24 protein-coding genes and 1 tRNA gene are annotated in these 23,991 nt (G+C 62.5%); 16 read left to right on the forward strand and 9 right to left on the reverse strand.

Annotation, left to right across the window (positions count from 1 at the left end):
• The first annotated feature begins 262 nt into the window (after positions 1-262).
• Positions 263-460 carry a ribbon-helix-helix protein, CopG family gene (locus U0034_RS03305; RefSeq protein ID WP_085225562.1) on the forward strand — a complete coding sequence of 66 codons (198 nt, stop codon included), beginning with the start codon at positions 263-265 and terminating at the stop codon, positions 458-460.
• Between the two features lie 400 nt (positions 461-860).
• On the opposite strand, the gene U0034_RS03310 is transcribed toward U0034_RS03305, so the two are convergent.
• The gene (locus tag U0034_RS03310) at positions 861-1,406 is read right to left on the reverse strand and encodes a hypothetical protein (RefSeq protein ID WP_158243577.1); all 546 of its coding nucleotides are present in this window, start codon (positions 1,404-1,406) and stop codon (positions 861-863) included.
• A gap of 66 nt (positions 1,407-1,472) precedes the next feature.
• On the opposite strand from U0034_RS03310, the gene U0034_RS03315 reads away from it, so the two are divergent.
• A complete protein-coding gene (locus U0034_RS03315) occupies positions 1,473-1,694 on the forward strand; it encodes a hypothetical protein (RefSeq protein WP_085226389.1) in 222 nt (73 codons plus the stop codon).
• A gap of 233 nt (positions 1,695-1,927) precedes the next feature.
• On the opposite strand, the gene U0034_RS03320 is transcribed toward U0034_RS03315, so the two are convergent.
• Positions 1,928-2,464 (reverse strand): hypothetical protein, encoded by a 537-nt coding sequence (locus U0034_RS03320; RefSeq protein ID WP_085225558.1) that lies wholly within the window; start codon positions 2,462-2,464, stop codon positions 1,928-1,930.
• A 700-nt stretch (positions 2,465-3,164) separates the two neighbouring features.
• Here U0034_RS03320 and U0034_RS03325 point away from each other — a divergent pair.
• Complete coding sequence (locus U0034_RS03325) at positions 3,165-3,626, forward strand: hypothetical protein (RefSeq protein ID WP_139831125.1); 462 nt, start codon at positions 3,165-3,167, stop codon at positions 3,624-3,626.
• Between the two features lie 108 nt (positions 3,627-3,734).
• Positions 3,735-4,556: a 2OG-Fe(II) oxygenase gene (locus tag U0034_RS03330; RefSeq protein ID WP_158243576.1), complete on the forward strand. Its 822-nt coding sequence runs from the start codon at positions 3,735-3,737 to the stop codon at positions 4,554-4,556.
• An 88-nt stretch (positions 4,557-4,644) separates the two neighbouring features.
• On the opposite strand, the gene trpS is transcribed toward U0034_RS03330, so the two are convergent.
• From trpS to U0034_RS03355, 5 genes are all read right to left on the reverse strand, one after another.
• A complete protein-coding gene (gene trpS / locus U0034_RS03335; RefSeq protein ID WP_085225554.1) occupies positions 4,645-5,658 on the reverse strand; it encodes a tryptophan--tRNA ligase in 1,014 nt (337 codons plus the stop codon).
• A gap of 154 nt (positions 5,659-5,812) precedes the next feature.
• Positions 5,813-6,034 (reverse strand): Arm DNA-binding domain-containing protein, encoded by a 222-nt coding sequence (locus tag U0034_RS03340; RefSeq protein WP_327197042.1) that lies wholly within the window; start codon positions 6,032-6,034, stop codon positions 5,813-5,815.
• 111 nt (positions 6,035-6,145) lie between these two features.
• A tRNA-Ser gene (locus tag U0034_RS03345) sits at positions 6,146-6,236 on the reverse strand.
• Positions 6,237-6,318: 82 nt separating this feature from the next.
• Positions 6,319-8,337, reverse strand: coding sequence for a sodium:solute symporter family protein (locus U0034_RS03350; protein WP_085225550.1), 2,019 nt, complete (start codon positions 8,335-8,337; stop codon positions 6,319-6,321).
• The gene (locus tag U0034_RS03355; RefSeq protein ID WP_085225548.1) at positions 8,334-8,690 is read right to left on the reverse strand and encodes a DUF4212 domain-containing protein; all 357 of its coding nucleotides are present in this window, start codon (positions 8,688-8,690) and stop codon (positions 8,334-8,336) included. The genes U0034_RS03350 and U0034_RS03355 overlap by 4 nt, the downstream gene beginning before the upstream one ends.
• Before the next feature lie 237 nt (positions 8,691-8,927).
• On the opposite strand from U0034_RS03355, the gene U0034_RS03360 reads away from it, so the two are divergent.
• Together U0034_RS03360 and U0034_RS03365 are read left to right on the forward strand one after the other, a co-directional pair.
• Positions 8,928-9,314: a DUF2946 domain-containing protein gene (locus tag U0034_RS03360; RefSeq protein WP_085226387.1), complete on the forward strand. Its 387-nt coding sequence runs from the start codon at positions 8,928-8,930 to the stop codon at positions 9,312-9,314.
• 102 nt (positions 9,315-9,416) lie between these two features.
• The gene (locus tag U0034_RS03365) at positions 9,417-11,594 is read left to right on the forward strand and encodes a TonB-dependent copper receptor (RefSeq protein WP_085225546.1); all 2,178 of its coding nucleotides are present in this window, start codon (positions 9,417-9,419) and stop codon (positions 11,592-11,594) included.
• A gap of 198 nt (positions 11,595-11,792) precedes the next feature.
• Here U0034_RS03365 and acs read toward each other — a convergent pair whose 3' ends face one another.
• Complete coding sequence (acs, locus tag U0034_RS03370; protein WP_143795485.1) at positions 11,793-13,775, reverse strand: acetate--CoA ligase; 1,983 nt, start codon at positions 13,773-13,775, stop codon at positions 11,793-11,795.
• A 385-nt stretch (positions 13,776-14,160) separates the two neighbouring features.
• Between acs and U0034_RS03375 the strand changes: the two genes are divergently transcribed.
• The 8 genes from U0034_RS03375 to U0034_RS03410 all read left to right on the forward strand — a co-directional run bounded on the left by U0034_RS03375 (position 14,161) and on the right by U0034_RS03410 (position 20,988).
• Positions 14,161-15,063: a DMT family transporter gene (locus U0034_RS03375; RefSeq protein WP_085224330.1), complete on the forward strand. Its 903-nt coding sequence runs from the start codon at positions 14,161-14,163 to the stop codon at positions 15,061-15,063.
• A gap of 143 nt (positions 15,064-15,206) precedes the next feature.
• A complete protein-coding gene (locus U0034_RS03380; protein ID WP_085224328.1) occupies positions 15,207-16,742 on the forward strand; it encodes a fumarate hydratase in 1,536 nt (511 codons plus the stop codon).
• Positions 16,743-16,933: 191 nt separating this feature from the next.
• The gene (bfr, locus tag U0034_RS03385) at positions 16,934-17,413 is read left to right on the forward strand and encodes a bacterioferritin (protein ID WP_085224326.1); all 480 of its coding nucleotides are present in this window, start codon (positions 16,934-16,936) and stop codon (positions 17,411-17,413) included.
• A 50-nt stretch (positions 17,414-17,463) separates the two neighbouring features.
• Positions 17,464-18,345 carry a glutamate racemase gene (murI, locus tag U0034_RS03390; RefSeq protein ID WP_085224324.1) on the forward strand — a complete coding sequence of 294 codons (882 nt, stop codon included), beginning with the start codon at positions 17,464-17,466 and terminating at the stop codon, positions 18,343-18,345.
• Between the two features lie 222 nt (positions 18,346-18,567).
• A complete protein-coding gene (locus U0034_RS03395) occupies positions 18,568-18,807 on the forward strand; it encodes a (2Fe-2S)-binding protein (RefSeq protein ID WP_085224322.1) in 240 nt (79 codons plus the stop codon).
• 210 nt (positions 18,808-19,017) lie between these two features.
• Positions 19,018-19,773, forward strand: coding sequence for an energy transducer TonB (locus U0034_RS03400; RefSeq protein WP_085224320.1), 756 nt, complete (start codon positions 19,018-19,020; stop codon positions 19,771-19,773).
• Positions 19,774-19,815: 42 nt separating this feature from the next.
• Positions 19,816-20,544: a MotA/TolQ/ExbB proton channel family protein gene (locus U0034_RS03405; RefSeq protein WP_085224317.1), complete on the forward strand. Its 729-nt coding sequence runs from the start codon at positions 19,816-19,818 to the stop codon at positions 20,542-20,544.
• Positions 20,545-20,559: 15 nt separating this feature from the next.
• The gene (locus U0034_RS03410; protein ID WP_085224315.1) at positions 20,560-20,988 is read left to right on the forward strand and encodes an ExbD/TolR family protein; all 429 of its coding nucleotides are present in this window, start codon (positions 20,560-20,562) and stop codon (positions 20,986-20,988) included.
• A gap of 351 nt (positions 20,989-21,339) precedes the next feature.
• Here the strand turns inward: U0034_RS03410 and U0034_RS03415 are convergent, their stop codons facing one another.
• Complete coding sequence (locus U0034_RS03415) at positions 21,340-22,359, reverse strand: LysR family transcriptional regulator (RefSeq protein ID WP_085224313.1); 1,020 nt, start codon at positions 22,357-22,359, stop codon at positions 21,340-21,342.
• Positions 22,360-22,480: 121 nt separating this feature from the next.
• Between U0034_RS03415 and U0034_RS03420 the strand changes: the two genes are divergently transcribed.
• Positions 22,481-23,353: a pirin family protein gene (locus U0034_RS03420; protein ID WP_085224311.1), complete on the forward strand. Its 873-nt coding sequence runs from the start codon at positions 22,481-22,483 to the stop codon at positions 23,351-23,353.
• A gap of 193 nt (positions 23,354-23,546) precedes the next feature.
• Positions 23,547-23,969, forward strand: coding sequence for an OsmC family protein (locus U0034_RS03425; RefSeq protein WP_085224309.1), 423 nt, complete (start codon positions 23,547-23,549; stop codon positions 23,967-23,969).
• The last annotated feature ends 22 nt before the right edge of the window (positions 23,970-23,991 follow it).

A 23,991-nucleotide genomic window follows, 5' to 3' on the forward strand; every position in this document is an offset into this window, starting at 1 on the left:
GATAACAGGGTATAGTCATACCGTTATCATGTAAACCTCATGCGTGCCGAATCCGTTGCGCATGCGGCGGCTTGCCTCGATGCCGGGTCCGGCGTCGCCTGCCCTGTCCTTGACGCCGACGGGAGGCACGTGATGACCGTGTGCGCTCGCGCGGGCACCCGTGTTCCCGCAGGCCGTCACACTTGACGAAGTTGAGGCGGTTCAAGCGCTTGCAGGCTGATGTATTATAATTTCGTTATCATATCCGCCGACTCTCCTGGCAATGGAAACGAAAACCGCGCGTCTGACCATCCTGATCGATCCTGCCAAGAAAGAGGCGTTCGAAATGCTCTGTGCGGCGCAGGATCTCACGTCGTCACAAGTCGTGCGGCAACTGATCCGCGAGTATCTCGAGCGGCACGGCGTGAGCTATAAGACGAAAAGCCCCCTCGGCAAGCGAGTCAAGCCAGGCGAGCGCTAAGCCAAAACCCGAGCCCGGACAGATCGCACGCCGATTCCCCGTGCGCACGCCCTGGCGCGTGCCAGTTCAACCGTCTCGGATCGACACGGGCAAGCGCCCGCGGCAGACGGCAAAGAATCGATATCCACGCCACTGATCCGGCATTCCTTCCGCGACGAGCACTCATGCGCGTCCGGGTGTCGTCCCGCGGCAAGTCGCCCTCGCCGCGCGAACTACTTCAGCCATGCATTCGTCGACGTTCGGTACTCGCGTAGACGAATGCGCCGTCGCGCCCCCTGCTCCGCAGCGGGTATTGAGCGGGTATTGAGCGGGTATTGAGCGGGTATTGAGCGGGTATTGAGCGGGTATTGGTCTGCACACATGGCATTACAATGAAATACACATGGCATCAGGCTCTGGACTATAATGTCTCGTTCGCCGCATTTTCGCCGGAATTGCGGGCGGATCTGCGGAGGTAGTCGACATGTTCGATCTGGATGGGATGCTGCTGTTGCCCGATCGGCGAGCCGCGTCCCTGCTGGAAATCGCGGGAAGCCGGGGGCTCATCGTCGTAGGCGTCGGGCGCGGGGGTGAACGCGGGTTCCAGATGCTCCACCGCTTCCATCACGTGGGGGAACAGCTCGCGGCAGCAGGTACCCACCTGGCATTCGTTTATCCGGCGGAATCGGCCCGGCACGTCATGGATTCGATCTCGGTTTCCAGTGCGCGGTTTCGGCACCATCCTCGCTTGCTCCTCGATGCGGATAGCTGCTGCTTTCGGCACGGCGTCCCCCCGCGGCTGCTGAGCGCCGTGCACCTGAGTTGCGAAATGAAGCGACGCGCTGGCATCGATGTCGATGTTCGCGACCCGGCGTGGGAAACCGAGTTCCTGGCGTTTCTGATGGCCTGCCAAATCACCCTCTCGGACTGAACCGTACACCTGCTCCGAGGCGCTGACAGGGAACATGGCGACCATCGTCTGACGTAATGGCATTGCACGCCGATGTCGAACTACGCGTATTTTGGAGAAACAATGAACGGCAACGACACGTCAAACGCCCGAACCATTTCGGGATCGGCAATCTGCGCACTGGAACGCCTTGCGGAAGCGCGCTACGGCCGGGTTTCCGCAGCGCCGGGGTGGTCCATCACCCGCGAACTCGTCAGCGCGGGATTTGCGAGCTATGCCACAAGCGGGCGCTCGGGCATCGCTATTACCACTGCGGGGCGAACGTTCCTTAAGAGCCGGAAATAGCCGGTACCATTCGGCGGGACGTTCCGAGGAATGTCACGCATATCATGGAAAGAGACAAGCGTCTCTCACTGCCTGGATGCCGGCGTTGCTCGACGCAAGCTTCGCCGGATTACTACGAGCGGGTCCATAACTCGTTCGGCGTGGTCCCGGGGCGTGCGCGGGACAGGAGCACACGACATGCTCACGCAAGCCCGGTCGATCGAGCGCGCTGCGCGATGTGATCGATTACCTCGTCAAGGCGCGAGCGCGTAATCCAAGGGCCAACGTTTCCGCAAAAAGTCGATGATGTTCATATCGAGCCCAGGCGATCCGTAGGTCCAGAAGACCCCCACTGGATCGAGCTTGCTCAGCTTCTCGCACCGAATACCCGCATACGTGACCGGCAAACTCCGCATGCGATACCATTCGACGTCGGCTGCGGCCGCCGTGTCGTCGCAGTAGAACAACCACTCGGCCGCGAATGCGCCTTGTACGCGTTCGAGCTCATGACTTACGTCCTCCGGCACCGGCGAGTGGCGGCCCGCATCGATTTCCAACGGCGGATACGCGAGCACCCAATCGCTGCGGACGTCGTTTTCCACGCTGTGATAAAAAGCGGTCTCATGCGTGGAGTAGTAGCGATCGAGCACGAAGTACGCAGCAGTGAAATTACCGCCGGCCGGCCCTGTGTACCAGCCGTAGACGTTGTCGCCCTCGACGATGAGCGTCACGGCGCAGATGAGCCCCTGCCCATCCGGCTGGTACGCCAGAAAGCTGAAAGGTTCGATCATTCTCTTTCTCCTCGAACCCGATCGGCGTAAGCAGGCTCGGGTGATTTGCAAAGAAGTATTGATTCGCACGCGTGCTGGGAGACGTCTGCGGTTTCAGCCGCGCAGTGCCAGCGTTGGTCCACGCCGCGGCGCAGCCTGTCAAAACGGCACCGGCCGTGCGCCTCGGTATAGCGGCACCTGTCTCCCATCGAACATTTTCACGCTCAGCGTATGACAGGTAACGCCGATCGAGTTGACCTGCATCAACGGACGAATTCGACGGCACGCCTCTTCGTGCGGGCAGGCGCGCATATGCTGCCCGGCACCCGGCACCCGGCATCGAAGATGTTCCGAGCAGTTCTCGGTGGGTTTCCACTTTGGCGATCGTAGCCTCCTCCGCCGCTCTCGGCACAGCACCGCTCATGAACGTGCTCGCAGAGGGCCATTGCGGACATACGTCGCGCATCCGCGCCGCTTTCCGTCTGCTCTGCGCAAGCTATTTTCTTAGCGCTCGAACATCTGCCGCGATCTTCTCGATTTCGTTTGTCAGTATCCCCCCCCGAATAGCCGGTCGGTAAGCGATGAAGATCGTTGGAAGTGTCAATGCCAGTGGAAAAATCCCCGCCGGTGTAAGGGCCGATGACGAAGACGGCGCTGCCCGCCCTCGACATGCGAGCGAGAAACCGATTGGGCCATCTTCAATAAAGCCGTAGGGGATGCTGTGTCATGGCTCATGATTGGTGATGCCTTAGTTTCCCTGCTCTTTCAAGCCGCACTAACGAGGGCCCCCGAAAGCAAAATCATCCGAATGCTGACATCATCGACAACGGTCACGATCCTGACATTTGCTTCATTTGTTTTGTTGCTTGGAAATTCCGTCATTTCTGTTTTGTTTTCGCTGCTTGCGTTCTCAGTTTCCCAAACCATAATCGCGCCGTTACTTTCTGCGATCCCGCTCGGTCGCGACAGAGGGACTACCCGGCAAGTAAGTATATTCGCATTCGCGACTACCGTTGAAGCAGCAGGGACCGCTGCTGGCCGCGTACTGTGTGGCTTCGCGCTCGATCACATTAAAAGCGGATTTAATGTTCCAGCATCCGCTGGCGCTTTCCTCTTGCTGTTGATGCTAATGTGGATTTGCAAGGGTTTGTTTCTCTACAGGAGATATGATGAGGCAAAATGAAATGGGAACACCAATCCGGGACTACGCGATCATTCCTGATTTTACGCCGAAGCAAAAAAACTTCGCGAATGCTACGACGAAATCCACAGTACGACCTTAGCGCATCCGGTGCCGCAGAGCAGATTCTGCTGGGATTACTGGAGCATACCGGGTAATTTTCTGTACTACCGAACACATGCCTCTTCGTTTTTCGGTCCTGAATTGCATGACCCGTTTTTCCAATTTTTAAGTGAATGGGGTCTGAAAAATCTCGGCACTGCCAACATCAATACCAACTGGATTAGTTTCTATATCGATGGCTGTTATCAGCGACTACATATCAACAGAAGTCAAGGCGCATGGGCTTTCGCCTATTCGCTCTCGATGAATGACGCGAAGAAATTCATGGGTGGCGAAACGCTCTTTCTTCAACCACAATTGCTCGACTATTGGGAATCGAACATATCCGGCCCGGACATTTCGACGGGCGGAATATACGCAAAGGTCCCTCCCCTCTTCAATCAGATGGTTATATTTGACGGACGCATTCCGCATGCTGTCCAGATGGTTGAAGGAACAAGAGACCCGCTAGAGGCCCGAATTGTCATGCACGGCTGGTTTGACAGGCCGTCGCTACGGTCGGACGGCGCACTTTCTCTTTTTGAAGTAAAGCCAGTTATGGACAATTTTTGCGCGTCCGATCTTGCAGCCTATTTCGAAAATGCGAGCGGAAAGGGGATCATGACTTATCGAATTGAAATAGAATCGACGGGAACTCCGTCATCAGTCACGTGCCTGAGTGATACGCTGGTTCTATCGCGCGCCTCTGAATCGAAGCTTGGAAGCGTTGCCGCCAGACAGCGCAACGTCGCGGAAATGCTAGCGGCACTCAAATTTCCCGATGCGGATGCCGGAAGTACGATTATCTTTCCAATTGAAGCAATAGGATAATCTGCGCAGAGACTGGATACGTCCAGACGGCTTGCCTGCCGGAAAAGACGTTCTCGGGCAAGCCGTCGTGCTGCGCACCATCAATGCTTTAAAAATATACCAACCCAAGGGCGCGCTTCAATTCCGCGACCGTTGCCCCTGCAACAGTTCGCGCCTTTTCTGTTCCGGCTTTCAGGGTACGAAGTACTTCGCCCTTGTCTTTTGAATAGTGTTCCCGACGTTCGCGAATGGGCGTCAGCAGCTCGTGCAGGATGTTTTCGAGCCTGCCTTTGACGATGCCATCGCCCAAGCCGCCACGGCGATACGCCGCCTTCAATTCTTCGACCGCCTGCGTGTCCGGATCGAAGGCATCGAGATAAGCGAACACGACGTTGCCCTCAACCGTTCCGGGGTCGCTCACTTTCAAGTGGTTCGGGTCCGTGTACATTTTCTTCACAGCCGCCTTGATGTCCGCAGCCGACGCGCCGAGGTTGAGCGCATTGTTGAGCGACTTGCTCATTTTGGCTTTTCCGTCAATGCCAGGCAGTCTGCCCGTTTTCGGTGTGAGGGCTTCACACTCCGTCAGCACAGATCGATCCAGCAGACCGTTGATACGTCGAACCAGTTCGTTCGTTTGCTCGATCATCGGAAGCTGGTCGTCACCCACAGGTACGAGCGTTGCCTTGAATGCCGTGATGTCAGCAGCCTGACTGACCGGATATGTCAGGAATCCTGCGGGAATATCACGCTCGAATCCACGCAGGCGAATTTCTTCCTTGATCGTGGGATTGCGCTCCAGCCGCGAAACCGTCACGAAATTCAGAAACAGGTTGGCGATTTCCGTCAATTCCGGGACTTGCGACTGAACGAAAATCGTGCTTTTTTCTGGATCAATTCCCACAGCCAGATAATCAAGCGCAACCTCAATGACGTTATCCGTCACCCGTTTAAAGCGCTCCGCGTTGTCGGTTAGCGCTTGCAGATCGGCCAGCAGAATAAACTGAGTGTTGGATTCCTGTAGTGCGATTCGCGTTTTGAGCGAGCCGGCATAGTGACCTAGATGCAGCGGCCCGGTAGTCCGATCACCCGTAAGGATGACCTTGCCTTCGTGTGTTCCCTTCATGTTGTGACTTGCCCTTGTGCGTGATCGTGACCCTGTACAGCCTCTCGGCTGAACTCTCATCCTACAGCTTCAAAAGCTGGCTGTGTGCATCGCTCAAAATGCAAAAACCGGCGCTAAGGCCGGTTCTGTCGTCACGTGCTTGGCGCGATGGACGTTAGGTGTGTTTCAGTTCAATCTGAATCAGCCCCTCTCGGCCGTCCGGCTTCGTATACCGGAACTGCCAATATTTCAGCCCATTTGGTTTGACCTGAAAGTGAAGGCCCCCGCCATCGTTGAGCCGATAAACGGTCGTCCGGGCTTTGGCCGAACGGCACTGAAGATCGCGAAGAAGACTCTCTGGCATTGACGAAATACCGCCGCAAAAAGTACCCGCCATTTTGGGCGATTTCGTGGGTTTTGGCGAGACCTGATGGGACTTCGTATGCGCCGCAAAGCCTGTACAGTACTGGCTTTGCGGGATTTTTAGGTGCTGCGTGGGAGGCTATTCTGGCGGAGAGAGGGGGATTCGAACCCCCGATAGGCTGTTAACCTATACACGCTTTCCAGGCGTGCGACTTAAACCGCTCATCCATCTCTCCGAGAGCCGCAGATTATAGCAGAGTTCGTGCGCGCGTCGAGCCCCGCCCCAACAGCGCCGCTCCGACGGCCGGGCCCTGCCCTTCAAGGATGCCGAATATAGTCGACGAGCGCGCGCGTATAGGCGTCGGGCTTACGATCGAACAAGCTGACGACGATGCTGGCGACGAACCCCGCAGGCACACCGAACACGCCGGAACTGATGGGCTCGATCCCGAACCACCGCGGCCCCGCCACGCCGGTCAGCTGCGCGAAATACGGATGGGTCGAGACGATGTAGTAGACACACACGCCGAGGCCCGCCAGCATCCCTGCAACCGCCCCGCGCTTGGTCACCCGCTTCCAGAAAACGCCGAGCACGAGCACCGGAAAAAGACTCGACGCCGCGAGCGAAAACGCCGCGCCCACGAGGAACAGAATATTCCCGGTATTCAACGAAGCCACATAGGAAGCGAACAGCGCCACCCCGAGCAGAAGAATCTTCGAAAGCGTCACGCGCCGCTGAATCGTCGCGTTCGGGTCCATCATGTGGTAGTAGAAATCGTGCGACAGCGCATTGGCGATCGTCAGCAACAACCCGTCCGCCGTCGACAACGCCGCGGCCAACGCACCTGCCGCCACGAGCCCCGACACGACGTAAGGCAACCCCGCAATCTCCGGCCCGGCCAGCACGACCATATCGGGCTGCATCTGGATCTCGGACCAGCGCACGATGCCGTCACCGTTCGTATCCATGATCTGGATCATGGCGGGCGCAAGCCGCTGCCACTGAACGAACCAGTTCGGCAAGTCGGCAAACGAGCGCCCCACCAGATGCGTCATCACCTCGTATTTGATCAATACGGCGAGCACCGGCACGCTCAAGTAGAAGAGCGCGATGAAGAACAGCGTCCAGCCGACTGACCGGCGCGCCGACGCCACGGAGGTCGTCGTGTTGTAACGCACCAGAATGTGCGGCAAGCTCGCCGTACCCAACGAAAGACAGAGCAGCAACGACAGGAAATTGCGCTCATGCACGCGCCGCGCTTCCTCGCTCGTCGCGGAAAACGGCTCCTGCATCGGAACAGGGTCCATCGCGCGCTCGAGCATGTCGTTGCGCGCCTGTGCCCAGCGCACGCGCGCCGCCGCCGCATCGCGAGGAAACGCGTCGAGTGCCGCTTCACGTTCATGAATCTCGCGCAGCGGTCCGTTGTGCCTTCGCATCTGCTCGAGTTCCCGCGTGAGCCGCGCTTTCTCCTCCAGATACGACTGCGGAAGCAGCGCAATCTGTTCATCGATTTGCGCGGCCTGCTCCCGGTACCAGCTGCGCACGCTGCGCTCTTCGCGCGCATCGCGCGCCTGCCGCTCGAGCGATTCCATTCGCGCCATCAACCGGCCGTACGTCACCTGCGGCACGGGCCCGAGTCCGTTCTTGTACGCAATCAGCGAAATTGGAATCAACAGCGCGCTGATGAGAATGACGTATTGGGCGACCTGCGTCCACGTGACCGCGCGCATGCCGCCGAGGAACGAACAAACGAGGATGCCAGCCAGCCCGCAGGCAATGCCGATCGCAAAGTCCACACCGAGAAAGCGCGTGGCAATGAGCCCTACGCCCTGAATCTGCGCAACGAGATAGACGAACGAGCAGAGTATCGCGGCTACCGCGGCAATGCCGCGCACCGTGTTGCTCGAAAACCGTGTGCCGAGAAAATCAGGAATGGTGTAGCGCGCGAGCTTGCGCACATAGGGCGCCAGCAAAAAAGCGACGAGGCAGAACCCCCCGGTCCAGCCCATCAGATAGGCGAGGCTGTTATAGCCGGTGGCATAGAGCGAGCCGGCAAGGCCGATGAACGATGCAGCGGAGAGCCAGTCCGCTGCCGTTGCCATGCCGTTGAATATCGCCGGTACGCGCCTGCCGGCCACGTAGTACTCGACCACGTCGGACGTGCGCGACAACAGACCGATCACCGCGTAAACCGCGATCGGTATGAATAGAAATACGTAGCCGACCCACGCGCCAGCGCCCGTCGCACGCTCGATGCGCCACATCGAATAGACGAAGAGCAGAAAGCCGAACGTGTAGACCGCGTAAGCCCGCGCGAGGCGATTCACGAGTCTCATGGCGTCGCCGCGCGCGCCGTCTCAGCCGCCTGCTGCGCCGCGGCTCGCCGCAGCTTGCGGTCCGCGATTGCCATCAATCCGATATACACGGCAATGAGCGCGAGATAAACGAGCACCGCCCCTTGTGCCCCGAGGTAAAACGGCAAACTGAAACCGGCGAAAGCAAAAGCCGAAAGCTCGCGCGCAAACAATGGAACGACGAACGACACGCAAAAGCCGATCGTCATCAGCACCGCAATAAGCCCCACATTGAAATGCCAGTAGCGGCGATGCGCGCGCACCATCTCGTCCGAGAGCGTTAATGGCTCGGGCATCGAAAGCGGTGTGGATTGGGCGGGGCGTCGCATGACCATGCGCCTATGTATCAAAAAGGCGGCGCGCCGGCAATCGGGATTGCCGCGCAGCACCACGAGTATCGACGTACCGCCATCGAGCGCAGGCTGCCGTTTCCGCTCGCGCGGAACATGACGCATCAGCGGCTCTTATACCGCCGCAAACCCGCGAGAGCCGCGACCGTTTCACGCTATTCAATTCCGGCAACATTCTGTAGCATCTCGATCCCATTACATTACACTTACACAACCACGCTCATGGCCGGCCGATTCCGCAAACTGACTGCCTGGATGGGCATGCTTGCGGTCTGGTTGGCAACCGTCGCGCCGCTCGTGTCGCAGGTACGCGCACAGCCAGCCGGCGCCGGCGCAATGGTCCACGGCAGCGGGCCCCCTGGTGGCGCAGGCGCGGTATGCGGCGCATCGCCCCGTGCCCCGCGCGACGGCGCAAGTCATGCGCTGCATCTCGACGTCTGCGGATACTGCTCGTTCTTCACGCATAGTCCGGCAACCAGCTGCGCCGCTCCAACATTCGTATTCGCACACGCGGCGGCTATCCTGCCGGCCGCTCTCCCGCACCCTCTTGCTCTGTCACTCGAGCGCTACCCGCACGCCTATCCGCGCGCGCCGCCGAAAGACGCCTGAACGCACAAGTTCGTTCCCGCATTCACGCATTCCCGTTCATGCAGCCCCAGCATCCATTCGATCCTCGGATCGCGCGGAGGGGCACCTTTCGACTCGAGATTCATGACATTCCAAACCCTTCGTCCCGCGCACACCGCGCGTGAAGCGCGTGCACGCCGTCGGCGGCGCGCGATCGGCCTGACCGTTCCCGCACTCGCGATGAGCGCCTTTCATCTTGCTCCGGCCGTTGCACAGTCGAGCGAGCCCGGGCACCGGCACGATACGGCAGCAACGAGCACAGCACCAACCGGAACAACGGCCGACACGACGACCACCGGCTCTCCGGACGCGCCCACCTTGCCGACGATCGAAGTCGTCGCAGCGCCCGAAGCCACGCCGCTCGTCGTCGTGACCGATCCGAAAACGCCGCGTCAACCGCTGCCCGCAAGCGATGGTGCCGATTATCTGAAGACGATTCCTGGTTTCGCATCGATCCGCAGCGGCGGCACGAACGGCGATGCGGTATTTCGCGGCATGTTCGGTTCGCGCCTGAACATTCTTGCCAACGGTATGCCGACGCTCGGCGCGTGCCCGGGCCGGATGGATGCGCCAACGTCCTACATCGCCCCCGAGAGCTACGACAAGGTCACGGTCGTGAAAGGACCGCAAACCGTCTTGTATGGTCCAGGGGCCTCCGCCGGCACGGTATTGTTCGAGCGCGTGACGCCCCGCTTCAAGACGCCAGGCATGCGCTTCGAGGGCAGCCTCGTCGGCGGATCGTTCGGGCGCAATGATCAGAACGTCGATCTGACAGCCGGTACACCGGACTTCTACGGCCGAGTGACCGCGAATCATGCGCACTCGCAGGATTATGAGGACGGCAATGGCCGCACGGTGCCGTCGCAGTGGGACAAGTGGAACGCGGACGCGACGCTCGGGTGGACGCCCGACGACAACACGCGGCTCGAGTTGACGGCGGGCACGGGCGACGGCTACGCGCGCTATGCGGGACGCTCGATGGACGGTGCGCATTTCCGGCGCGAGACGTTCGGCCTCAAGTTCGAGAAAAAGCACATCGGCGAAGTCCTCGATCGGATCGAGGCGCAAGTGTTCTATAACGAAGCCGACCATGTGATGGACAACTACACGCTGCGCATGCCCGATCCGACGAGCAGCATGCCGATGCGCATGGCCTCGGAGGTGCGTCGCCGCACGCTCGGCGCGCGGGTTGCAGCGACGTTTCGCTTTGCCGATGCGTTCAAGCTCGTAACGGGTGTCGATGCGCAGTCGAATCGTCTCGATTCGCGCGCGGCAATGGGGATGCAGAACTATGGCGACAAGCCGTGGAATCCGCGAGCGAACATGTGGAATGCGGGCGTGTTCGGCGAACTGACCTGGTACGCGAGCGAAGCTTCACGCGTGATCGGCGGCGCTCGGATCGATCAGGCGAGCGCGCGCGACAAGCGCGCCACCGCGGGCAGCACGAGCAATCCCACGTTCGACGATTCGCGCTCGCGTACGCTGCCAAGCGGCTTCGTGCGCTACGAGCGCGATCTCGCCTCGCTGCCGCTCACGTGGTACGCCGGTATCGGTCACACCGAACGTTTTCCAGATTATTGGGAGCTGTTCTCGCCCACCAGCGGGCCGGCCGGCTCGGTCAACGCCTTCTCGGCACTCAAGCCGGAGAAAACGACGCAATTGGACATCGGCACCCAATACAAGAGCGAGAAGCTCGATGCCTGGGTGTCCGCTTACGCCGGCTACGTGCAGGACTTCATTCTGTTCGATTACGCTACAGGGCCGATGGGGCGGACGACCCAGGCCACCAACGTCAATGCGCAGATCATGGGCGGCGAGCTTGGTACATCGTGGCGCCCATTCTCGCCGTGGCGCATCGAGACCTCGCTCGCTTATGCCTGGGGACGCAACGTGCAAAGCGGCGCCCCGCTGCCGCAAATCCCACCGCTCGAAGCACGCTTCGGCGTGGAGTACACGCGCGGGCCGTGGTCGGCGGGCGGGCTATGGCGCGTCGTTGCACCCCAGCATCGTTATGCATTGAACGAGGGTAACGTCGTCGGCAAGGACTTCGGGCCCAGCGCCGGTTTCGGGGTGCTGTCGCTGCACACGCAGTACAAAGTCAGCAAGACCGTGGAGATCTCCGTGGGCATCGACAACGTGCTCGACAAGGCTTATTCGGAGCACCTGAATCTCGCGGGCAACGCCGGCTTCGGCTACGCGGCCAGCGTGCCGGTTACTGAGCCCGGCCGCACAGCGTGGATTCGCCTGAGCACCAAGCTCTAGGCTCTCGCGGGTCCGCTTCGTTAATCTGCTTCGTTAATCTGCTTCGTCAGCCCGCATCGCAATCCGATTCTGCGATGCGGGCCGTCGATCGCGCCGTCGACCCGTTCGGCGGTGGGCGCCCCGCGACACTTCGACGCGGCGGCAGACGTCGCTCGGTCTGCGTAGAGCACAAGCGCAGCCCCCCGGCGAGGCGGCCCCTCAGCGCGCCTCGGCGAGTTGCTCGAGGATGGCGGGGTTTTCGAGCGTGGAGACATCCTGCGTGATCGCCTCGCCCTTGGCCAGCGAGCGCAGCAGCCGCCGCATGATCTTGCCCGAGCGCGTTTTCGGCAGGTTCTCCCCGAAGCGGATGTCCTTCGGCTTGGCGATCGGCCCGATCTCCTTGCCCACCCACGCACGCAGTTCGTTGGCCAGCTTCGCCGCCTCCTCGCCCTGCGGCCGCGCGCGCTTGAGCACCACGAACGCCACCACCGCCTCGCCCGTCGTATCGTCCGGCCGGCCCACCACCGCCGCCTCCGCCACCAGCGGATTGGACACCAGCGCCGATTCGATCTCCATCGTCCCCAGCCGGTGGCCCGACACGTTCAGCACGTCGTCGATGCGGCCCATGATCGTGAAGTAACCCGTCTGCTTGTCACGCACCGACCCGTCGCCCGCCAGATACAGCCGCCCGCCCAATTCCTCCGGGAAGTAGCTCTTCCTGTAGCGCTCCGCATCGCCCCAGATCGTGCGGATCATCGCCGGCCACGGCCGCTTGACCACCAGAATCCCGCCCTGTCCGTTCGGCACGTCCTGCCCCGTCTCGTCCACGATCGCCGCCATGATCCCCGGCAGCGGCAGCGTACACGAGCCCGGCACCAGCGGCGTCGCCCCCGGCAGCGGCGTGATCATGTGCCCGCCCGTCTCCGTCTGCCACCACGTGTCCACGATCGGGCAGCGCGAGCCCCCCACGTTCTCGTGGTACCACACCCACGCCTCCGGGTTGATCGGCTCGCCCACCGTGCCGATCACCCGCAGCGTCGACAGATCGTAACGCTTCGGATGCACCTTCTCGTCCGCATCGGCCAGCTTGATCAGCGAGCGGATCGCCGTGGGCGCCGTATAGAAGATGCTCACCTTGTGACGCTCGATCATCTGCCAGAACCGCCCGCCGTCCGGATAGGTCGGCACCCCTTCGAACATCACCTGCGTCGCGCCGCACGCGAGCGGCCCGTACGCGATATAGCTGTGCCCCGTCACCCAGCCGATGTCGGCCGTGCACCAGAACACATCCGACGGCTTCAGATCGAACGTCCACTTCATCGTCTGCGCCGCCCACAGCAGGTAGCCCCCCGTGCTGTGCTGCACGCCCTTGGGCTTGCCCGTCGAGCCCGACGTATACAGCACGAACAGCGGATGCTCCGCGCCCACCCACTCCGGCTCGCACGTCTCGGCCTCGCCCTGCGTGATCTCGTGCAGCCACACGTCCCGCCCCGCCTGCCACTGCACCGCCCCGCCCGTGCGCCGGTACACCACCACGCTCTTGACCGCCTCGCAGCCGCCCATGGCCAGCGCCTCGTCCGCGATGCTCTTGAGCGGCAGCGCCTTGCCTCCGCGCATCTGCTCGTCGGCCGTGATCAGCGCCACCGCCCCCACATCCACCAGCCGCTCGTTGAGCGACTTCGACGAGAACCCGCCGAACACCACCGAATGCGTCGCCCCGATGCGCGCGCACGCCTGCATCGCCACCACGCCCTCGATCGACATCGGCATGTAAATCACCACCCGATCGCCCTTGCCGATCCCGCGTGCCTTCAACGCGTTGGCCAGCCGGCACACGCGCCCCAGCAACTGCGCGTAGCTCACCTGCGTGAGCGTGCCGTCGTCCGCCTCGAACACGATCGCCGTCTTCTCGCCCAGCCCGCTTTCGACCTGACGGTCCAGGCAGTTGTACGACGCGTTCAGCTCGCCGTCTTCGAACCACGTGTAAAACGGCGCACGCGTCTCGTCGAGCACCTTCGTGAACGGCTTGTTCCACGCCAGCGTCTCGCGCGCAAGCTTCGCCCAGAACCCCTCGTAGTCCTGCTCCGCTTCGGCCATCAACGCCTGATAGGCGGCCATGCCCGAAATCGTCGCCTGCGCCGCGAACTCCGCGGGCGGCGCAAAGACGCGTTTTTCCTGAAGGACTGATTCGATCGCAGACATCGACAACTCCCATATCGAGAAAATGGAACGCGCATCCAGCGCTGTATCGCCGGCAGCCCAGGAGCGCCGCCGCTGCGTGCCGGGCACGAGGCAACGATTGCTCCGCTCGCGCCCGCGATGCGGCACCGCAGCATGCCGCCGCGGCTTCGACGCGCAAAAGCGGTATCGCGTATCAGAATATTCCTTGCGCCCTAATTGCCGCAACTGACGGCTTCCCGACGTCTCGCGCGCCGCTTGCCGCGCCATACCGGTTCGACCTGACCGCCCGCCTTGACGCAAGGCCGGCGCCGACGGCACCCAAAACCGCCGAAAGCCATGCCAGCTTTACGCACGGCCGCGCCCGCGCCTAAAATGCCCGCTTAACGTTCGCCGCCCGGAAGACAGTTTGAATCGATACGCCTGGTTTCTCATTGCCGCCATGTTGCTCGTCGGCAGCAACGTCGGCATCGGCAAGTCGATCGTTTCGTTCGTTCCCGTCGAACTCTTCGCCACACTGCGCTTCGTCATCGCGCTGGCCGTACTGTGGCCGCTGCTGCGCCCGAGCAAGATGCGCCGGGTCACGCGCGGCGAATGGACGAATCTCTTTCTTCAGGGGCTCTTCGGCACGTTCGGCTTCACGCTGCTCATGCTCAACGGCGTGGCGCGCACGAGCGCCGTCGCCGCAGGCGTCATTACGAGCACGATTCCCGCCGTCGTCGCCCTTTTTGCGTGGCTGTTCCTTGGCGAGCGGCCCGGGCTGCGAGCTCTCGCGTCGATCGTGCTCGCGATGGCGGGCATCGTCGTCGTGAACCTGTCGCAAGCGTCGAGCGCGACATCGGCCGCGCCCACCACGAGTTCGCTCGCCGGCAATCTGATGGTGCTCGGCGCAGTGTGCTGCGAATCGCTCTACGTGATCCTTTCGCGGCGCCTGACGCAAACGCTCGCTCCCATCGACATTTGCGCCTATACGCACCTGATCGGACTCGTACTGATGCTGCCTCTGGGCGCCGGCGCACTCGCACGATTCCACTATGCCACCGTACCGACCGACGTCTGGGCGCTGCTCGTCTGGTACGCGCTGTCGGCAAGCATCTTCTCTTTTTGGCTCTGGATGAAGGGCATCCGGCACGTGCACGGCAGCCTCGCCGGCGTATTCAGCGCCGTGCTGCCCATCGCCGCAGCCGGGTACGGCATCCTGTTCCTCGACGAACGCCCCACGCTCGCGCACGGCATTGCGCTCGCCTGCGTCGTGGCGGGCATCGCACTCGCCAGCCTCGACGGCAAGCGGGTGCCGCCCGTCACCTCCTGACGCCGCCGGCCCGTGCGTGGCGCAGGCACCCGGGCCGCCCGGGACGGGGCCTTTCGCGGCGCGCTACAATAGCGCGCTTTATCCGCGTTTTTCGGCGCCGCGATCGAACCGTCGCCGCTTCAGTCCCCACAAGCATCCAAGCCATGACAGTCATCAAACAGGAAGACCTGATCCAGAGCATCGCGGACGCGCTGCAATACATCAGCTACTATCACCCGCTCGACTACATTCAGGCACTCGGTCGCGCGTACGAACTCGAAGCGAGCCCGGCGGCGAAAGACGCCATCGCCCAGATTCTGACCAACAGCCGCATGTGCGCCGAGGGTCACCGGCCGATCTGCCAGGATACCGGCATCGTGACGGTCTTCGTCAAGGTCGGCATGGACGTGCGCTGGGGCAGCGCAAGCGGCGCGGCCACGATGAGCGTGACCGACATGATCAACGAGGGCGTGCGCCGCGGTTATCTGAACCCCGACAACGTGCTGCGCGCATCGATCGTCAATCCGCCCGAAGGCGCCCGCAAGAACACGAAGGACAACACGCCGGCGGTGATCCACTATGAGATCGTGCCGGGCGACAAAATCGACGTACAGGTAGCCGCGAAGGGCGGCGGCTCCGAGAACAAATCGAAGTTCGCGATGCTGAACCCGTCCGATTCGATCGTCGACTGGGTACTCAAGACGGTCCCGACGATGGGCGCGGGCTGGTGCCCGCCGGGCATGCTCGGCATCGGTATCGGCGGAACGGCGGAAAAAGCGATGGTGATGGCGAAGGAATCGCTGATGGATCCGATCGACATCCAGGAAATCATCGCCCGCGGCCCGCGCGACTGGATCGAGGAGCTGCGCGTCGAACTGCACGAAAAGGTCAATGCGCTCGGTATCGGCGCACAGGGGCTCGGCGGCCTTGCGACCGTGCTCGACGTGAAGATCATGGCCGCGCCCACGCACGCGGCGTCCAAGCCCATCGCGATCATCCCGAACTGCGCGGCCACGCGCCACGCCCACTTCACGCTCGACGGCTCCGGCGCGGCGAAGCTCGAAGCGCCGCCGCTCGACGCCTGGCCCAAGGTTCAGTGGGTCGCGAATACCGAGACGAGCAAACGCGTCGATCTCGATACGCTCACGGCGGAAGAAGTGGCCAGTTGGAAGCCCGGCCAGACGCTGCTGCTCTCGGGCAAGATGCTCACGGGCCGCGACGCCGCGCACAAGCGCATCGCCGACATGCTGGCCAAGGGCGAGAAGCTGCCCGTCGACTTCAAGAACCGCGCGATCTACTACGTCGGCCCGGTGGATCCGGTGCGCGACGAGGTAGTCGGCCCGGCGGGCCCGACCACGGCCACCCGCATGGACAAATTCACCGAAATGATGCTCGCGCAAACGGGGCTCATTACGATGATCGGCAAATCGGAGCGCGGCCCGGTGGCCATCGAGGCCATCAAGAAGCACAAGGCCGCCTACCTGATGGCCGTGGGCGGCGCGGCGTATCTCGTCTCGAAAGCGATTCGCAGCTCGAAGGTATTGGCCTTCGAAGACCTCGGCATGGAAGCGATCTACGAGTTCGAAGTGAAGGACATGCCGGTGACCGTGGCCGTCGATTCGTCCGGTACTTCGGTGCACGAGACCGGGCCGAAGGAATGGCGCGCAAAAATCGGCAAGCTGCCGGTCGTGCCGGCGTGACCGGCACGGTTTGATTGCCCTTTACGTCCATGCCGCACATGCGAGCCGGGCTTTCGAGCCCGGCTTTTTTCTGCTGCAAATGAGAAGCAAATACGAAAACGGCCAGTTGACCCCTGGCCGTTAGGCAACCTTGGCTTTTGCGGTGTCAGCGTTTATCGTTGGCATCAATGCCCCACAACGAAGGAAAGACTATGCAAGGCGATCCCAAAGTCATCGAATACCTGAACGCGCAACTCAAGAACGAACTGACAGCGATCAATCAGTACTTCCTGCATGCGCGCATGTACAAGCACTGGGGCCTCGAGAAACTGGGCAAGCACGAATACGACGAATCGATCGGCGAGATGAAGCATGCCGACATGCTGATCGAGCGCGTCTTCATGCTCGACGGCCTGCCGAATCTGCAGGATCTGCACAAGCTCCTGATCGGCGAGGAAACGCGCGAGATTCTCGAATGCGACCTCAAGCTCGAGCAGATCTCGCAAGCCACCTGCAAGGAAGCGATCGCCTACTGCGAATCGGTACGCGATTTCGTCTCGCGCGGCATTTTCGAGACGATTCTCGACGACACCGAAGAACACATCGACTGGCTCGAAACACAGCTCGATCTCATCGACAAAGTGGGCATCCAGAACTATCAACAATCGGCGATGGGCTCGACGGAGTCCTGAGTCCCGGCCGGCCACGCGCTCGCCCGGCGATTGCGCTATATTCGCGATCCATGACGCCCCTCTTGCACGACACATCCACGAATCAGCCGGCCGACGCTTGCGCCTCCGCCCCGGTCGGAATCTTCGACTCGGGCCTGGGTGGCCTGTCCGTGCTGCGGGCCGTTCGCGCCGAGTTGCCCAACGAGTCCGTACTCTACGTGGCCGATTCGCGCTACGCGCCATACGGGCAGCGCAGTAACGCCTATATCGTCGAGCGCACGCTCGCCATTGGCGAGTGGCTCGTGTCCCAGAGCGCGAAAGCACTCGTCATCGCGTGCAATACCGCGACGGCGGAAGCCATTGCCGTGGTCCGCGAGCAGCTTCCCATCCCCGTAATTGGCGTGGAACCCGGCGTCAAGCCCGCGGCGGCGCAGTCGAAAACGCGCGTAGCCGGGGTGCTGGCCACGCAGGTCACGCTCAATAGCGAGCGATTTCGCAAGCTTGCGCAACAGCATGCAGCCGATTGCCGCTTCATCTGCCAGCCAGGCCACGGACTCGTGGAGGCAGTGGAACGCTGCGACACCGATTCGCCCGAACTGCGGGCGCTTTTGGCCAGCTACATCGAGCCGATGCTTGCGTCCGGCGCCGACACCCTCGTGCTCGGCTGCACCCATTTCCCCTTTCTGGACAAGACCATCCGTGAAATCGCCGGCAGCCGGCTCGCGCTGATCGACACGAGCGTTGCGATCGCGCGCCAGCTCGCGCGCGTACTCGATGCCAGAAAACTCCGCGCAACGCCGGGCGTCGGCACGCCGAGCCTGCGCCTGTGCTCCACGAGCGACGGTGCCCACTTGCGGCAACTGGCCGGCGCGCTGCTCGGGCTCGTCGACGTCCCGGTCGAACAGGTCGTCATTCCGGCGCGCACCACCCATCGCCCGCCCGAAGCGGCCTGACACCCCGCGAGGCCAAGGCCAAACACGCGGCGTGGCGTCCGGCGCGCCCGCTTGTTCTCCCCAATTCGACGCGCGCCCTGCCTCGCTCGCTGGCGACAGCAAAAAGGGTTGGATGCGTCGATCTGTCGTGCCTCGATGTTACAAAAAAGCCGACGCAGCGCTTGCCAAGCGAGCCCATCGAAATGATAATAGTTCGCATTAACGTTCGCTATCGCATTAGCCATGATCGTCTGCGTATGCAAATCGGTTTCCGACCGGAAGATCCGCGCCTCCATTGCGGAGGGCATCGATTCGTTCGACGAGCTTCAATTCGAACTCGGCGTGGGCACGTGCTGTGGCAAGTGCGTGGAGTCGGTGCGCGACGTCATGGCGCAGTGTGGCGTTTGCGAATCGCGCTGCGGTGTGAAACACTCGCCTGCGCACCCCGTGGAAGTGACGTTTTACGAGCGTAAGGCCGCGTGAGCCGGAAGGCTCTGCGCCGTTCAGCCTCTTTTTCGTCGGCACGCCAGTACTGCAAGCCGCCAGCAGCCGCTCGTTTTCCTCGGAGGAGCCGAGATGGAATTGCTCATTGGTTTCGTGACGACGCTTTGTATCTCCTTACTGATCTTCCGCCGATGATGTGCCCAGGCTTTACCCGCACGGCCGGTCGCGGCGGTGCCCCGTTGCGCTAGCATGCAGACTTCGTTCAATTTCCCGGCCGGTCTGGAACCGGTTACGCCGTCGCCGAGGCGCGTGCGCGTCGCCTCTACGGTTGGCGTCGTCGCATTGATCCATGCCGTGCTGATCGCTGCCGTCCTGCGCGCCACGGAAAAGCCCGCCCGGCCGCCTGCGCTCGAGTCCGTTGTCATGACGGCTCAGCTCCTGAGCCCGGCACCCGCGCCCGCCGCACCTGCCGCGGTGCAATCGACTCCCACACCGCCCGAGCCGCGCCCCGTCGTCAAGAAAAAGGTCGAGCCGCGTCCCGCACGCGTGGCGCCCGCGCCAATGCGCACGCCCGCCCCGAATGCGCCTGCGGCGCCGCCGGCTCCGGCACCCGAGCCCGCGCAAAGTACGCCCGCCCCTGCGGCGCCGAGCGATGCCGCCAACCATGCGGCACAACAGCAGGCCGCGGCCCCCGCCGTAGGCCGCGAAACGCTGGCCATCAGCGCACCCAAAAACGTCTCGCATCTGGACTGCCGCATCGTCAAACCCGACTACCCAGCCCTCTCGCGTCGGCGCGGGGAGACCGGAACGGCCGAGGTGCGCTTCGTCGTGGGGCTCACCGGCGCGATCGAAAGCATCACACTGGCGAAGAGCAGCGGCTATCCGCGCCTCGACGACGCTGCAATGGCAGCGATGCGCTCGAGTTCATGTCGTCCGTACCTGGAAAACGGCTCGCCCGTGCGGGCGGCCTATACGCAACCCTTTGCGTTCGCATTCGACGACTGACCGTCAGCCGATATCAGACAGTTAAGCAAAAAGAGGAAAACCATGCAGAGCTATGGAGTAGCCCACGTCTGGGCGCAGGGCGATTTCGTGACACGGGCGATCGCGATCGCGCTGCTGGCAATGTCGCTGCTATCGTGGAGCGTCATGATCGTCAAAGGGTGGAATGTCATTCGACTGCGGCGTCTCACGAAAAACGCCGAGCGCGACTTCTGGCATTCGGACGATCTCGCAAGCGGCATCGAGAAGCTCAGCGAATCGGCAAACAGCCGCACCGACAATCCGTTTCTCGCGCTTGCCCTCTCCGGTCAACAGGCCGCCGAACACCACAAGCGTACGCGTCCTCATCTGCACGATCAGCTCGACGTATCGGAATGGATCTCGGGCTGCCTGAAAGACACGATGGACAACCGTGTGGCCCAGTTGCAAAGCGGGCTCAGCGTGCTCGCGTCGATCGGCTCGACGGCGCCGTTCGTCGGGCTGTTCGGCACGGTATGGGGCATTCATCATGCGCTGCTGTCGATCGGCGCAAACGGAGCGACCTCGATCGACCAGATCGCCGGGCCCATCGGCGAGGCACTCGTCATGACCGCATTCGGCCTCGTGGTGGCGATCCCCGCCGTACTCGGCTACAACGCCCTCACCCGTTCGAACAAGGCGCTCGTCGGCAGCCTGCGCCGCTTCGCGCACGGTCTGCACGCCTACTTCGTCACCGGCACGCGCCTTGGCTCGGCGGCGAACCCGGGCTTGCGGCTCGCCGCAGCCGCGCAGTAACGGAGCGAATTCACGATGGCTATGCAAGCGTTCGAGGACGACGACGACACATTGATGAACGAAATCAACATGACGCCGCTCGTCGACGTCATGTTGGTTCTGCTGATCGTATTCATCGTCGCGGTACCCGCGATTCAGCGCGCGATCAAAATCGATCTCCCTCAAACGGGCGGCGACAGGCAATCGCAAACGCCGGCTCACGTCAACGTTGCGGTGCGCGCCGACGGCTCGCTCTTCTGGAACAGCGAACCCGTCTCGGAACAAACGCTCTATGCGCGTCTGCGGCAGACCGCGCACGACAATCCGCAGACCGAGTTGCACCTCGAGGCGGATCGCAAGGTCCCGTACGAGCGGGTAGCCGACGTCATGGCGGCCGCGCAGTCGGGAGGCATGGCGAAGATCGGCTTCATCACCGAGCCCAAGCCAGAGGCGCAAACGAAGTAAGCACGAAGCACGCGCAAACGTGCCCGACCGCCGCGCAAAATAAAAGGCCCTCATCGCCGGACGAGGGCCTTTTTTCATGCGCACGCGGCGCCTTCGGGCGGCGGACTCGCTCGCCATCGGGGTAGCGGGAGACCGCGATACCGGCGGCCGTGTTCTCCACGGACCGCACCATCACGCCCTATCCGGCTTGCTATGAGAGCAGCCGCCTGAGTCCGAGACGGACACCTCCGTCACGGAAGGGATTTCACTATAGGCTTCGTCGGCGAGCCGTTCAAGCGAACGGCCATAGAAACTACTGATCGTCGACGACGCTTAAATGACGAAAGCGAACACCGCGGTCAGGCGCTGCGCTCAGGCGTCGTGGCCGACGGGTTCGGCGCTTTCCGAACTCGCGGCCGGCACCGCTTGCACGCGCTGTTGCAAAGCGACCACCTGTTGGTGGGTCGGGCACTCGATTGAAGTCTGGCCGCCACCATCGAGCACTTCCACCAGATAGTCGACGAATGCGCGGACAGCCGGCGCTAGTCCTTGACGCGAAACGAACACGGCAAAGAGCTGCGGCGCCGGCAGGGTCCAACCCGGCATGACCGGCGAGAGCTGCCCGGCCCGCATCGCCGCGCCGTACATCATGACGGGCAGCGCGGCAATGCCGACGCCCGCCATGACGGCCTCGCGTATCGTCCCGAGATCGGCTGTCACGACGCGCGGCTCGTGTTCGTGGAGGTAGCGTTGCCCATCCGGCGCGATGAGATGAAAAACATGCCGGCCGTCGCCGCTTGGCGTATCGAGTGTCTGAAAGCGCGCGAGATCCGCCGGGACCAGCGGAGGCGCATGCTGGCTCAGCAGATTCGGCGCGCCGACAAGCATCTGCTCCGTCCGCCACAGCGGACGGGCGACGACGTTGGCGCTGTCGGGCGGCTCGGAGCGCACGCGCAACGCCACGTCGATCGAATCCTCATAGAGGTCGATGACGCGATTCGTGACCCGTACGGATACACGCACCTCGGGATAGCGCAGCAGAAATTCCGGCAGCACGTTCGAGAGCATCGTCTGGGACACCGTAACAGGCACACTCACGCGCACCGTGCCGCGGGGCGCCGCGCGCAACTCCTGTACGGCATTCATTGCGGCCTGCGCTTCGGAAAGCATCGCCTGGCAGTGCGTATAAAAGCGCTGCCCAGCCTCGGTGAGCGCGAGCTTGCGCGTCGAGCGTTGCAAAAGCCGTACGCCGAGCGAAGTTTCGAGCTCGGCGACGCGCCGCGACAGGCGCGACTTCGAAATGCCGAGCACACGTTCAGCGGCCGAAAACCCGCCGTGTTCGACCACTTGGGCGAAGTACATGAGGTCGTTGAGGTTGTGGGCATCGAGCATGTCGTCGTTCCATCAATAGGACAATCCATTGCCGCGGCGCGGGCTAAACGGTTGAAGACCGGTCCATATAATAGCCTTCAAGTCAAACAGGCGACGCGCACTTGCGCAGTCGGAAATTGCCATGCCCACGATCCGCAGCATCAAGTACACGATCCCCGCCACGCGCGCAACCGAAGGCGGCGGCTTCGTCGTGCATCGCCCGTTCCCTACCCGCGCGCTGATGGACTTCGACCCGTTTTTGCTGCTCGATGAAATGGGCCCCGTCGATTACGCGCCCGGCGAGGCCAAGGGTGCGCCCGACCATCCGCATCGCGGCTTCGAAACGGTGACCTACGTGCTCGAAGGGTGCTTTCGTCACAAGGATTCCGCCGGTCACGCCGGCGTGCTGCGTCCGGGCGACGTACAGTGGATGACAGCGGGCGCAGGCGTCGTACATAGCGAGATGCCGGATCCCGATTTCGCGCGCGAGGGCGGCCGCGTTCATGGCTTGCAGCTCTGGGTGAACCTGCCGCGCCGCGACAAGATGATCGCGCCGCGCTATCAGGAGATCGCGGCCTCCGGCATTCCGTGCGCAACGTCGCCGGACGGCAAGGTGCACGTGAAAGTGATTGCCGGCGAAGCCCTCGGCGTATCGGCTCGGATCGAGACGCGCACACCGATTCTTTATCAGCACTTCACGCTGCAGCCGGGCGCATCGATCGAGCATCCGGTGCCCCCCACGTTCCGCGTGTTCGCTTATCCGCTCGCCGGAACCGGCCGATACGGTCCTACACGACAAGCAGTCGCGGCGCAGCGCATGATCGTTTTCGACGACGAAGGGCAAACCATCGCGCTCGCCGCCGGTAACGAGCCGCTCGACGTCCTGTTGATCGGCGGCGTACCGCTCAACGAACCGATCGTGCGCCATGGGCCGTTCGTCATGAATACCGAAGACGAAATCCGTGAAGCCATCGTCGACTATCAGGCGGGGAGAATGGGTCATATTGCGGCGTGATGCCCAGGCCCTGCCCAACCGGTGCCGACGCGCCCGCGCCCTGATCCCGCCACAGACTGCACGCAAAAGGCGAGCGCGGCAGATTTGCGTCACAATAACCGCTCGTGCCATCGACGCCGAGGTTGCCCGGCAACCCCGGCGGGCGAACGGCGTCGTACTGCCGAGGCACGCCCTCGACTTCGGAGCCTATTGCATGAGCGAACGCATCGTCAACGCCAAGACCGGCGCGACCAACTATCAAGTCACCTTCGATGACGGTGCTCATCTGTGGCACGCCGACGAGCCGGTCGCGTTGGGCGGCGGCGATCGCGCCCCCACTCCGGTATCGCTGCTGTTGTCGAGCCTCGGCGCCTGTACCTCGATCACCCTGAAAATGTACGCTCAGCGCAAAGGCTGGCCGCTCACGGACGTCCACGTCACGCTCTCGCTCGAACCAGCGGGCGACGGCAACACGATCAATCGCACGATCGTGCTCGATGGCGCGCTATCGGACGAGCAACGCGAGCGCCTCTTGCAGATCGCGAACGCGTGCCCGGTGCACAAGATCCTCACGCGTCCGATCGGCATCCACACGGGCCTCGCTGTGGTGCCGCCCGCAGTGGAGAGCGCCCCCTGAGCGTACGCCCGCATAGGAAGCA

The organism is Trinickia caryophylli, from assembly GCF_034424545.1.
Lineage (GTDB): Bacteria > Pseudomonadota > Gammaproteobacteria > Burkholderiales > Burkholderiaceae > Trinickia > Trinickia caryophylli.